The following is an 11,771-nucleotide window of genomic DNA, read 5'->3' on the forward strand; positions in this document are numbered from 1 at the left end:
GTAATATAAGTTTAGGTAATAAAATTTAGGATGAATATGAAGAACGAAATTGTTAAAGAAATTATTGTTAAAGCTAAGCGAGACAAAGTATACAACGCCATCGCAGATCCAAAACAAATCATCAACTGGTTCCCAGACGCTGTAGAAGAAGCCGGATTTGAGCCAGGCGAGCGCCCGTTTTTGCGCTTTGGTGATTTTAAAACCCGGATTTACATTGAAGCCGCTAAACCTTTTGAGTATTTTGCATACCGTTGGGTTCCAGGTGGAGTGGCGGTAACTGGCGACGTTTTAAAACAGACCAACACTTTGGTAGAGTTTTTCATTGATGAAACTACAGACGGCACGAAAGTTACATTAAAAGAATCCGGCTTTGCCAAATTGCCAGCCGAATCCGCAAAAGCTGCGCTCGATATGATGCAAGATGGCTGGACGGGCATGATGGGCAAACTAGAAAACACCTTAAATCAAGGATAATGATGGTTGCCGCACAGGTATTTAATGCTTTGGGCGACCCGACCAGACTCGAGATTGTTCAACGACTGTCGAATGGTACATCGTACACAATTACGTCAGTTTCCGAGGGACTTAAAATAAGTCGGCAAGCGATCCGCAAGCATCTGCAGGTTCTTGCCGACGCCAAGCTTATAAGGCTTAGCCACAAGGGTCGCGATACTCAAGTTGAACTCGAGAAGCAAACACTCGAACAAGCCGCTGCGTTTATTGTGCAAATAGAGAAGCAGTGGGACGTACGACTAGACTCTCTACGCAATTATGTAGAGAAACAGTAAACGAGTCTGCGAGAACAACAAAACGTTAGCTAGAACTAGGTGGAGCTAGAGCTTTATCTAAAAGTCTTAAAAACTGTTCGCGTTCTTGAGCGGTCAAATTCGTCAAACCGCTCGGTTGCGCTAATGAAAGGTCACGCAGAATTCGCTGCCGCAGAGTACGGCCTTTTGTAGTTACACTCAGCATTTTAATCCGCCTATCATTAGGATCATCTTTACGCTCCACTAACCCTTGAGCTTCGAGTCGATCGGCGATACCTGTAACATTAGAGGCGTCGCAAGACATTTGGCACGAAAGCACGTTCATGGGAATAGCGCTGTCAGCTGGCAACAAGCAAAGGGTTTGCATTTGAGCAGTAGTAAGACCATAGACACCCTCGCTAATACGCGCAAAATCATGACGTGCACGATTTGCTAGCTGTATTAAAAGCCAATAGATGTTGTCTTCGCCGTTATTCATGTCATTATTTTACTTCATAACCTAGATAGTTGACAACCTCAACTATCGACGTTTACAATAATCGTGATTACAAACTATACGGGGACATACATGAAAGAAAAACCTAAGATGGTCTTACTACTACTTGCGTTGTCGCAGTTTTTAGTAGTTCTAGACAGTGCAATCATAAACGTAGCGCTGCCGGCAATAAAACAGGCGCTTAATTTTGACACTAGTTCGTTACAGTGGGTGATTACAGCCTACATTCTGACCTTTGGTGGCTTTTTGATGCTCGGCGGTCGAACTGCCGACTTATTTGGCCGCCGCAAAGTACTGGTAGGTGGAATGATCGGCTTTACAGCCTTATCCCTGCTACTCGGCTTAACTCAGGACTCAACGACTCTAATTGTTCTGCGCGCTCTACAGGGTCTAACTGCAGCGTTTATGTCGCCGGCGGCCTTGTCGATCTTGCTGACAACTTTCGCCAAAGAAGAAGAGCGCAACAAAGCATTGAGCATTTGGAGCATAGTTGGATCGGGTGGCGCGGCAGTAGGCGTGTTTTTGGGCGGCCTAATCACACAAACCTTAGGCTGGGAATGGTGCTTCTTTGTCAATGTTCCAGTTGGAATTATTACGATCTTGGGTATTTTAAAATATGTCCCAGTCGATCAAAAAGGCACAGCCAGCAAGCATTTGGATTTACCAGGCGCAGTTTTAATTACGCTGGGTTTAATGACTTTGGTGTTTGGATTAACCCAGGCTCCAGAGTCAGGTTGGTTTAGCTCTGCCGTTATTACTCCATTAGTTGCGAGCGCAGCAATGATAGCACTATTTATCTGGAACGAAACTCGCGCTAAACACCCTCTAATCCCACTGGCCATTTTTAAGCAGCGCAACATCACGGGCGCAAACCTGGTTATGCTGACTTTTGTAGCTGGCGGCCTTGGATTGTTCTTTTTTGCTTCGCTTTTTGTGCAGAACATTTTAAACTATTCGCCAATTTTAAGCGGTTTGTGCTTTTTGCCGATTCCTATATTAATTGGCGTTGTTTCGACTCATGCTCCAAAGCTAATCGGCCGATTTGGAATTAAACCCTTGTTAATTGTTGGGGCTGGCCTGGTTGCCCTTGCAATGTTTATTTTAAGCTTCTTAACTGCCGAATCTTCATACTGGCTACATTTACTACCAGCTTTCGTTCTTATGGGAGTAGGTATGGGCTTGTCGTTTGTGTCCATAACGATTTCGGCAACCGCAGGAGTTCCTCCTGAACAGGCTGGACTCGCATCAGGTTTGATTAACACATCTAATCAGGTAGGCGCCGCCTTGGGCGTTGCGGTTTTGGCGGTTGTTGCGAGCGCCACGGCTAATGCAGGTTTAGCTGCTGGGCAAGCCCCAGTAATCGCCACGATGCACGGATACCAGCAAGCATTCTTTTGGGCCTCAATCTTTTTGATTATTGCTCTGATTATTGCTTCTCTGGTTATACAATCACCAAAGAATACAAAGTCTAGTGCGCCCATAAGCACTCACTAAGCCGATAAGCGCCCTGACAAGGCGCTTATTTTTTAAAGCCTCATCTGCTAAAGTGGATCTATGAGCAAAATTATTCTTGAAATTACAATGTCACTCGACGGATTCGTTGCTGGGCCAAGCATTAGCGCTGAACACCCATTAGGCAAAGGCGGCGAACGACTACACGATTGGCTTTTTAGCGCCAAAACAGAAGTAGATGAAGCAGTACTTGCAACTATTCATAAAAATATGGGCGCGGTTGTAGTGGGCGGGAACACTTACGTGACTGCGATCGATGACGCTTGGGGTGGCAAAACACCTTTTGAAATTCCCGCATTCGTAGCAACTAACAAACCGATTAACGAACAAAAAGATGGTTTTACCTACGTTACTGATGGGCTTGAAGAAACTATTAAGCGGGCAGTAAAAGCTGCCAACGGCAAAGACGTTTGGGTTATGGGCGGCGGTGGAACAATCGCAGCCTGCATTGAAGGTGGCTGGTACGATGAATTTTATTTACACGTGGCGCCAGTTTTGTTAAAAAACGGTTTAAAGCTCTTTGATCACCTAAACGATCGGCAAGTAGATTTTAAAAATCTTGGGGTTAGCCAGAGTCCGCAGGCGACTCACATGGTTTTGGGTAAAATCTAGCAAGCTTATTCGCTAGTTTTGCCGTCAAATTCTTCTTCGTTGGCTTCGGCAAGTGCTTTGGTTTGTCTTACTATTCCGTCTTTATGGTGTGGCGGTGAGTAAATCGTGTAAAGTTTAAGAGCGTTCGTGTCGGAGGTGTTTACAACATTATGTTTGGCGCCAGCTGGCACAATAACTGCAACACCGTCAGTGACATTGTACTCTGTGTCATCTATCATAACTTTGCCATCACCGGACTCAAACCTTAAGAACTGATCGTTGTCAGGGTGAACTTCGAAGCCGATTTCTTCGCTTGGACCCAAGCTCATAAGTACAAGCTGCATGTTTTTGCCTGTATATAAAACTCGACGAAAATCAGTGTTTTCTTGAGTTAGACTTTCAATATTTTGGGAAAATCCTTTCATAAAGACTCCTTTGGATTATATTACAAATACTGAAACTACTGATTCACCACCATCCACAGATGACCGTCAAGATCTTTAAATTGGCCGGCGTAGCCCATAAACTGCTGACTCGGTTCAATTACAATCGTAGCGCCAGCTTTTTTAGCTTTTGCAATCATATCGTCAACGGTGGCCTTTTCATCCACCATAAAAGTTTGCATGACTTCGGACACACCGTTCGCTGCCACCTGATTTCCATGGGTCACAAATGCAAATCCATCGCGCGGAACTAACATAAGAACTGTATTACTAGTCAATCTCAATTCAAGCGGCTCGGGAAGCTCGTTACTTTCTGGGTTGCGTGCCAACTTAAATCCTAGTGATTTATAAAACTCAAACGCCTTAGCGCGATCATCCGTGGGAAGAGCGACGATTAATTCTTTAATGCTCATTATGTTCCTTTCGTTAACCTTATTTTAAACTGTTTGTTATCGCTAATGCTAGTGGCTTAGGGTTAACGTTGTGAGTTTGACCCAGCAAAGTTAAATACGCCGCTTGGGGTAAAATCTGCGCTAGTTTTTTTGCCGATTCACGCAAACTAACAGGGCTTTTACCGCCATCGATAACAGTTGTCGGAATATTAACCAGCCAATCTTTTGTTGGCAAAACTCTATCCTTTACAATTTCAGCGTCATAGGCCAGAGTCGGAGCCAGCTTAACTACTTTTTTCCAAATTGGTGTTAATTTGATGATCTTAACCATAAAGCTTGGCATCCCGGCAGTTTTCATAAATAAAGTAGCCGCCTCGGAGTATTGTCTCTTAGCTATATGCTTTTTAACATCTATAACATAGCGCTTCCACTGATTTATTTCATCGCTTTGAGTACTGAATGGTGGCTCATAAACAACAAGTTTATTAACAGCAAGACCTGCAGCAATAGCTTTCATCGACAAAAACCCGCCAGAAGACATTCCGTAAAGATATACTGGTTCACCGATCTTCGCAACAAGTGCTTTAAGATCGTCAATTTCACATTGCACCGAATAGGGCTCAGTATTGCCGCCGCCACTGTCACCACGGCCGCGCCTGTCATAGCAGTAAACCGTAAAATTTGAGGCTAGCAAAGCCGCTAACGGCGTACCGCATGAACTTGTTTTTCGGTCACACAGCCCCCCGCCAACCAGAACAAGTGGCGAGCCCGACCCAACTTTTTCGTAGGCGATTTTTGTGCCATCTTTTGAGGTGACAAAATTCATATTATTTCTCCTTGTTCTTATATATAAAATGTACTAGAACGGCGAGACCCGCAAATATCGCCGCTCCGATTGCAGCAACCGTGCTAAAACTTTTAGCAAAGGCGTTCTGAGCGGCAACTATAACATCATGCTGCGCGGAACTATTGATTATAGATATAGCATCCAGACCGGAGCCGCCCGGGACAGAAATTTGATTGCTAAAAATCACTGCAGCTAAGCTACCTATAAGCGCCACACCAAGAGCCACACCCAGTTGGTTGCTCGTCTCTGAAATTGCCGCCGCCGAACCAGACTTCTCGGGGCTGACTGCGCTCAAAATGATGCCTGTGCCAAGAACTAGCGTCGGGGCAACACCTATCGTCGCTAGGACAAATCCAGCTATCGCCAAAGGAAACCAACCAACAGGACTTATGAATATCAACATAAAGCCAAGCGCCGCGATTACCAAGCCGACTACTATTAAAGTCTCTTGCCTTATGCGTTGCGCCAAAATAGGAGTTATTATTGATGCAAAAAGCATTCCGACCGCTTGAGGCACTCCCCAGAGTCCCGTTATAAGGGGCGAGAAGCCCTGGACTAACTGCAAATACTGATTCAAAAGAAGTGCAGTGCCACCCATAAGTACAGCGACTACAAGCATAACAAATACGACGGTACTAAATGTAAGGTTTTTAAATAGTGAAACGTCCAAAAGCGGGTGATCAATTATTTTTTGTCTGCGTACAAATGTAAAGCCAAAAATTATCCCAACAACTATCCCAAGAAGCGAGTACATTCCCAGTTCTTGAAAGGCGAGATTTTTTAAGCCAAAAACTAACGGCATGATTGTTAATAAGGAAAGCCCGACGCTAATAAGGTCTGTTGACTTACCTTTATGTGTCTTAAACTCAGGAAGTAAAAAAGGACCTGCAATTAGCAAAGTAATCATTGGTGGAATTGCCAATAAAAATACCGATCCCCAGTAAAATTTCTCAATAAAATAACCGCCCAGTAACGGCCCTATGATCATGCCGACCATGAAGCAGCTCATCCATACCCCAATCGCCATCGAGCGCTGTTTTTTATCTGTAAATAAGTTACTAATTAGCGCTAAAGTCGATGGCATTAGCGTGGCGCCAGCGATTCCCATAAGCACCCTAGCGAAAATCAGCAATCCTACAGTGGGCGCAAAGGCTGCCAAGGCTGATGCCATTGCAAAAAACATAGCCCCAATCAGTAAAAGTTTGCGACGACCGATGCGATCACCCAGGTTGCCCATGGTAATAAGCAGACTGGCGAGCACGAAACCATAAATGTCTACGATCCAAAGCTGTTCGATACCTGTAGCGTTCAAGTCTTTACTCAAATAGGGTAGTGCCAGGTAAGTGACACTTGTTTCGACAGCTAGCACCAAGGTAGGCAAAGCTAAGACAGCAAGCCCAAGCCACGTGCGCAAGTTATTTTCAGGCCGGTTTTTATCCATAGGGGCATACTAACATACTTCCATAATGGAAGCAAATATGTTATACTCAGAACATGAAACGATTGGATAGAAAATCTGACTGCGCAATCAACTACACACTCGAAGCCATCGGGGACCCTTGGTCGCTTCTAATAGTGCGTGACATCGTTTATTTCGGCAAAAAAACATACGGCGAATTTTTAGCCTCAGAAGAAGCAATCGCAGAAGCACCTCTGGCTCGTCGTTTGGCGGCATTGCAAGCCCACGGGATTCTGACAAAAAAACGCTCACAAACCGACAAGCGCAAAGAGGAGTACAGTTTAACTCAAAAAGGAATCGACCTAATTCCTTTAATTATCGATTTTGCCATTTGGGGAGCAAAACACGACACGCATACTGGCGCTGATCAAGAATGGATTAACAAAAGTTCAACAAAACGCGAAGAAGCTTTGCAGGATTTACAGCTTGCCGTAAAAGACGGCCGCGCCTTTTTTAAAAATCAGTAAAAATTTTATGCTAAATTATTAATATGGTGAAACACCAGAAGGGAAAGGTGAGGGTTCAAAACGCTGGTCTACTCGATATGACCGGTGTGAGCCTCACCGAACTCGCTGCACTGGAGGAGCTCCCTCCGCAGCTGCGAGGCGCGGCGCAAAAGGCGATAGCCGATGTGGCTAACGCTAGCGAGGCGCTCTCGGCGTTCCAATCCTTCACGAGCTAATCGCTCGCGACAACTGGTATCCATCTATAGGTGGGCTGCGCGGGAAACCTGCAGTCCACCGCCAACCATAGCAGCGATAAGAAAACTAGTAAGGGAATAAATGCAAAAAATCATACCATGCCTATGGTTCAATATGAACGCTGAAGAGGCTGTGAACTACTACCTAAGTGTATTTAAAAATTCCAAAATCATTCGCATGGACAAATATCCTGATGAATCCTTAGACGAGCATTTTAAAGGTATGGCCGGCAAAGTGATCAACGGTGAGTTTGAATTAGACGGTATGCGTTTCACATGTTTAGATGGAGGTCCAGCCTTTAAAATTAGCGAGGCTGTGTCGTTTATCGTTACCTGCAAAGACCAAGCTGAAGTTGATTATTACTGGGAAAAACTATCTGCAGTACCCGAATCGGAACAATGCGGCTGGTGCAAAGACAAATTTGGCGTAAGCTGGCAAATTATACCAACTCGTTTAGGCGAGCTACTCAGTCATCCTGACAAGACCAAGGCAAACAAAGCCATGCAAGCAATGATGGGAATGCACAAAATTGATATTGCCGAGCTTGAAGCAGCTGTTAGGTAATAAGTTCTTGGGTTTGTTTCCCTGTAATAAATCTATCGCAGTCTCGCGGCCGCTTCAGGAACTAAATCAATAAGTTCCGCAAGAATAAGTCCTTGGTCGCCATGTAGCTTGCTCCAAAGCTCACCCGCCTGGCTATGCAAAGCAACTCCTAATTGCGCGCACTCGAACAAATCGAGCTGCTTAGGGTAGAACTGAGCAACCAGGCCGGCAATTAAACCCGACAAAACATCGCCGCTTCCGGCAGTAGCTAAGGCCGGGTTGGGTTTATCAAGTTGCCAAGTTTGCTCGCCGCTGCAAACAGTTGTAGTAGAATTTTTAACCACAAACACTACACCGAGCTTTTGCGCAAGCTTAGCTGCCCGAGACTGCACACTTGTATTAGTATCGATTCCAAACGTCTTAGTCAAACGTTCAAATTCGCCAATGTGCGGGGTTAGAATTGCGTCGGTTTTAGCCGGCCACCCTTCGGGATTTTCGGCAATAATACTAAGTGCGTCGGCGTCAATCACCATAGGCACATTTTTGCTTAGCAAATTCTGAAGTAAAGTGCGCTGAGTTTTTTCGCGCCCCAAGCAAGGACCAACCAAAAAGCATTGCGCTTTAGGATGAGATTGTTCGCTCATCGATTCGCCAACTGCTTGAGGTAGCATTTCGATCGCCACTGGCAGTATATTCTGCGGCATTACAAGCGTGACTTTACCAGCACCGGCTTTAAGCGCGGCAGTCGCAGCTAAAACTGTTCCGCCAAACATCACGCTCTGATCAGTTTTGTAACCCCCAAAAACAGCAACCGTTCCAAAGGTGCCTTTGTGGCCAATCGGCGATCTTTGAGGGAGTTTAGAGAGATTCATAACTAGCTACGATGGCTATTTTATTTTGCTAAAGCCAATAGTGCCAGTAACCTGAAGTACGAGGCCAAGTGTAAGCCAGAAAGCTTGCCAACCTTGAGATTCGTTCTGTATTACCCCCATGATGATCAAGTAGATACCAACCCCGATCAGCACAACATTAACTACTTTTAATCCTAAATTGGACGATTGGTTTTTTGCCATATTTCCTTCTTTTTTACTGCTTATGGTTAGTATAGCAAAAGTATTTAGTGTAGTTAATAAGCAATCTACTGCGCCTTGGCTGGATCTTCTCCGCGACTAATTTGGTCTGCTATTTTTGCCTCACCTTTTTTAGCAGATTTACGCGCTAATATTGCAAACGGAACCGCTAACGCAATAATTCCGCCGGCAAGTATGTATGAAGTAGAGTAACTCCAAATATCTGCGGCTTTACCAAGCAATGGTTGAGCTACAACGCCACCGCCAGAGCCCAATAAAGAGTCGAAAGACAAAACCGTGGCACGCTGCTTTGACGGAATAAGGCCATTTATGTAGGCTTGGCGCGCAGGAATGGTGGAGGCAAACGCGAGCCCCCATAAAACAACTAGGCCAATTGCTGCCCAAAAATTGGTTATTAGGCCGATTAAAACCAAGACCACGGCACTTAGAGTAATTCCTGTCACTAAAATTGTTGTTCGCCGGCTAAAAAACCGCCATAACTGAGTTGCAAGCAACCCGCCAGCAATTTGAGCACCGGCTAAAATTGCTGCTGCGAGCCCGGCGATTGCATACGCCTCTTGGTCACCCCATAGCTCTAACAGATACGGCTGCAATGCATAAAAGCCGTAGATAGACACACCCATTACAAACGGAGCAGTTAACATTACCCAGCGAACTTGAGGAACCTTTATTCCATATTTAATAGAATCGTTTAGGATCCTTTTAACTTCTTTAAGAGGGCGTTCACTTTTAACAGGCTTGAATCCCAAATCGCGCATTAACATTAGGGCCAGAACAAAGGTAACTGCCAAGATTAACGCACGCAGAACGTATGGTACCCCTAAGTTGCTGAGCTGAGCAATTAGGCCTCCACCGAATGAACCAAGCAGCATCGCTATTCCAGTTACAATTTGACCCTTGGCAAAAATCGTATCTACCTTACCTCTAAAATCGGTTGCATTTAAAGCGTCAACCAACCAAGCCTCTACGGCGCCCGAAAAAAAGGTAAAACCTAAGCCTAAAAATACTGAAACGGCAGCCCATGCCCAAAACGGTGCTGCAATTTGCCATAGCCAAACATACAAAAGCGTTGAAACTACTAGAGTTGCTGAACCAAGTAAAAACGAGAGACGTCTGCCTTTGAGGTCGGCAATTACTCCAGTTGGGACTTCGAATAGTACCATTCCGACAGTGAAAAATGCATTAGCCGCGAAAGCCTCAAAATTAGAAAGTCCAGCGTCTAACAAAAATAGCGTATTAACACCCCAGATCAACGAAGCTGCCAAGGTGTTACAGAATAAAAGAGTTAAAAATGTTCGTTGTACAGCAAGAGATTGGGGATTCATAAGGTTTATTGTAACATTCGACAGATCATTTATTTGTGATGTTCGGGAATTATAGCAGCAAAACACAAGTCTAAGATATAATTAGCACATGCACCAAAGAGCTATTATTTTCCACGGAACTGGCGGCCGCCCCGATGTTTGCTGGTACCCATGGTTAGCCGAACAACTCACGGCAAACGGCTACGAAGTTGAAGTTCCGTTTTACCCCGAGATTAATCAAGAATCTATAGAAACCTTTGCCCCAAAAGTTTTGGCCAAACACACAATCAACGAAAGTACAGTTTTGATTGGTCACTCCGGTGGAGCGCCGCTTATTTTAAGCCTCCTTGAGCGTATAGAGTCTCCGGTTAAACAAGCTATTTTAGTGGCAGGCTATTCCACGCCGCCAAATGCAAACCCAGAGCCTGTTCTGCAAAAAACTTACAACTGGAATAAAATTAAGCAAAATTCTAAACAGTTTTACTTTATAAATTCTATTGACGATCCGTACGGCTGCGATGACAAACAAGGAAGGGTGCTTTTTGACAAGCTGGGTGGCAGGCTAATTATCTGCGACGAAGGACACTTTGGCTCGCCGGACCAAGAATACAACGATTTTCTTCTATTAAAGCAGCTAATTGTTTAAAGAGACTAGTCTGCTATAGCCCCGAAACTGAATACAGCAAAATTACAGTAATTACGGCTCCCGTAAGCATATTGAGCCAAATGAATCTACGCCAACCACGATTAGCCGATTCGGAGCTTTTATCACTTAGATTCACAAACGGCAACGCGTTAAATAAATAAATTAAGCTAACCAAGCCTACGACTATAGCAAGTCCGCCTTGAATAATTGTTAAAAAGGCGGCAAGTGCGTAAAAAGCCACAACCAGCCTTACTGTGTTTTTTGCACCAAAGACGGTTGCGATTGAGGCGATTTTAGCTTGCCTGTCCGGCAAAATATCTTGGACTGCCCCAAAAGCATGACTGGCTACACCCCACAAAAAGAAGGCGATTATAAATGGCAAGAACTCCGTAAAGTCACCTACTAAGATTGCGGCGTACACCAGCGGGCCAACAAAATGTATGCTCGAGGTAATCGAGTCCAGAATAGGTCTTTCTTTAAAACGTAGGCCCGGTACGCTATAGGCTATGACAAAAAATAGCAAAACTACCAGAGTAAAATTGGAAAGTAAGTCGCCCATAAAAAATAACGCCAGAATAAAAGGTAAGTTGGATGCAATAGCGACCCAAAACACAGTTTTATGAAGCTTTTTGTTTAAAATTGCGCCTTCTATGCCGCCTTTTCGGGGGTTGCGGATGTCGGACTCATAATCAAAAATGTCGTTTAGTCCATACATTAATAGATTGTATGGAACCAAAAAGTATAATGTGACAATTACTAGTAGCCAGTTAAATCCTCCAGTTGCAAATAAGTAGCCGGCAAAAAATGGGTAGGCCGTGTTTACCCAAGAGATCGGTCGCGATGAGAGTATTATTTGTTTTAGGTTCATATTTTAAATTTAACCTCTAAAATTTTCCATGTACAGACTACAAAGAACAGGGCAAAGATCGTGTAACTAAAGTCTTCGAGTGGCGCTAATCCGATAAACACACCTAAGATT

At 44.5% G+C, this 11,771-nt stretch carries 16 protein-coding genes; 7 read left to right on the forward strand and 9 right to left on the reverse strand.

Annotated features, from left to right (window positions below):
• The first annotated feature begins 36 nt into the window (after positions 1-36).
• Both VLA77_03940 and VLA77_03945 read left to right on the forward strand, forming a co-directional pair.
• Positions 37-474 carry an SRPBCC domain-containing protein gene (locus VLA77_03940; protein HSE29706.1) on the forward strand — a complete coding sequence of 146 codons (438 nt, stop codon included), beginning with the start codon at positions 37-39 and terminating at the stop codon, positions 472-474.
• A 2-nt stretch (positions 475-476) separates the two neighbouring features.
• On the forward strand, positions 477-788 hold the full coding sequence (locus VLA77_03945) for a helix-turn-helix domain-containing protein (protein HSE29707.1): 312 nt from the start codon (positions 477-479) through the stop codon (positions 786-788).
• Positions 789-813: 25 nt separating this feature from the next.
• Here the strand turns inward: VLA77_03945 and VLA77_03950 are convergent, their stop codons facing one another.
• Positions 814-1,245: a MarR family winged helix-turn-helix transcriptional regulator gene (locus VLA77_03950; protein ID HSE29708.1), complete on the reverse strand. Its 432-nt coding sequence runs from the start codon at positions 1,243-1,245 to the stop codon at positions 814-816.
• Between the two features lie 90 nt (positions 1,246-1,335).
• Here VLA77_03950 and VLA77_03955 point away from each other — a divergent pair, with 90 nt between their 5' ends.
• Positions 1,336-2,757: an MFS transporter gene (locus VLA77_03955; protein HSE29709.1), complete on the forward strand. Its 1,422-nt coding sequence runs from the start codon at positions 1,336-1,338 to the stop codon at positions 2,755-2,757.
• A gap of 60 nt (positions 2,758-2,817) precedes the next feature.
• On the forward strand, positions 2,818-3,387 hold the full coding sequence (locus tag VLA77_03960; GenBank protein ID HSE29710.1) for a dihydrofolate reductase family protein: 570 nt from the start codon (positions 2,818-2,820) through the stop codon (positions 3,385-3,387).
• A gap of 5 nt (positions 3,388-3,392) precedes the next feature.
• Here VLA77_03960 and VLA77_03965 read toward each other — a convergent pair whose 3' ends face one another.
• Genes VLA77_03965 through VLA77_03980 form a run of 4 tightly spaced genes read right to left on the reverse strand, consistent with a single transcriptional unit; the run spans position 3,393 to position 6,489 of the window.
• Positions 3,393-3,791, reverse strand: a complete 399-nt coding sequence (locus tag VLA77_03965; GenBank protein HSE29711.1) for a cupin domain-containing protein — start codon at positions 3,789-3,791, stop codon at positions 3,393-3,395.
• A gap of 35 nt (positions 3,792-3,826) precedes the next feature.
• Positions 3,827-4,222, reverse strand: a complete 396-nt coding sequence (locus VLA77_03970) for a VOC family protein (protein ID HSE29712.1) — start codon at positions 4,220-4,222, stop codon at positions 3,827-3,829.
• Positions 4,223-4,241: 19 nt separating this feature from the next.
• The gene (locus VLA77_03975; GenBank protein ID HSE29713.1) at positions 4,242-5,027 is read right to left on the reverse strand and encodes an alpha/beta hydrolase; all 786 of its coding nucleotides are present in this window, start codon (positions 5,025-5,027) and stop codon (positions 4,242-4,244) included.
• A gap of 1 nt (position 5,028) precedes the next feature.
• Positions 5,029-6,489: an MFS transporter gene (locus VLA77_03980; GenBank protein ID HSE29714.1), complete on the reverse strand. Its 1,461-nt coding sequence runs from the start codon at positions 6,487-6,489 to the stop codon at positions 5,029-5,031.
• Between the two features lie 53 nt (positions 6,490-6,542).
• Between VLA77_03980 and VLA77_03985 the strand changes: the two genes are divergently transcribed.
• Together VLA77_03985 and VLA77_03990 are read left to right on the forward strand one after the other, a co-directional pair.
• On the forward strand, positions 6,543-6,974 hold the full coding sequence (locus tag VLA77_03985) for a helix-turn-helix domain-containing protein (GenBank protein HSE29715.1): 432 nt from the start codon (positions 6,543-6,545) through the stop codon (positions 6,972-6,974).
• Between the two features lie 315 nt (positions 6,975-7,289).
• Positions 7,290-7,772, forward strand: coding sequence for a VOC family protein (locus VLA77_03990; protein ID HSE29716.1), 483 nt, complete (start codon positions 7,290-7,292; stop codon positions 7,770-7,772).
• A gap of 32 nt (positions 7,773-7,804) precedes the next feature.
• Here VLA77_03990 and VLA77_03995 read toward each other — a convergent pair whose 3' ends face one another.
• From VLA77_03995 to VLA77_04005, 3 genes are all read right to left on the reverse strand, one after another.
• Positions 7,805-8,623: an NAD(P)H-hydrate dehydratase gene (locus VLA77_03995; protein ID HSE29717.1), complete on the reverse strand. Its 819-nt coding sequence runs from the start codon at positions 8,621-8,623 to the stop codon at positions 7,805-7,807.
• Between the two features lie 15 nt (positions 8,624-8,638).
• Positions 8,639-8,824: a hypothetical protein gene (locus VLA77_04000; GenBank protein HSE29718.1), complete on the reverse strand. Its 186-nt coding sequence runs from the start codon at positions 8,822-8,824 to the stop codon at positions 8,639-8,641.
• Between the two features lie 65 nt (positions 8,825-8,889).
• A complete protein-coding gene (locus VLA77_04005; protein HSE29719.1) occupies positions 8,890-10,167 on the reverse strand; it encodes an MFS transporter in 1,278 nt (425 codons plus the stop codon).
• A gap of 88 nt (positions 10,168-10,255) precedes the next feature.
• On the opposite strand from VLA77_04005, the gene VLA77_04010 reads away from it, so the two are divergent.
• Positions 10,256-10,792: an alpha/beta hydrolase gene (locus tag VLA77_04010; GenBank protein HSE29720.1), complete on the forward strand. Its 537-nt coding sequence runs from the start codon at positions 10,256-10,258 to the stop codon at positions 10,790-10,792.
• Positions 10,793-10,805: 13 nt separating this feature from the next.
• Here the strand turns inward: VLA77_04010 and VLA77_04015 are convergent, their stop codons facing one another.
• Positions 10,806-11,660 (reverse strand): prenyltransferase, encoded by an 855-nt coding sequence (locus VLA77_04015; GenBank protein ID HSE29721.1) that lies wholly within the window; start codon positions 11,658-11,660, stop codon positions 10,806-10,808.
• Positions 11,661-11,771 lie beyond the last annotated feature (111 nt).

It is taken from the genome of Candidatus Saccharimonadales bacterium (assembly GCA_035457485.1).
In the GTDB taxonomy this organism is placed as follows: domain Bacteria; phylum Patescibacteriota; class Saccharimonadia; order Saccharimonadales; family EFPC-124; genus DATIBO01.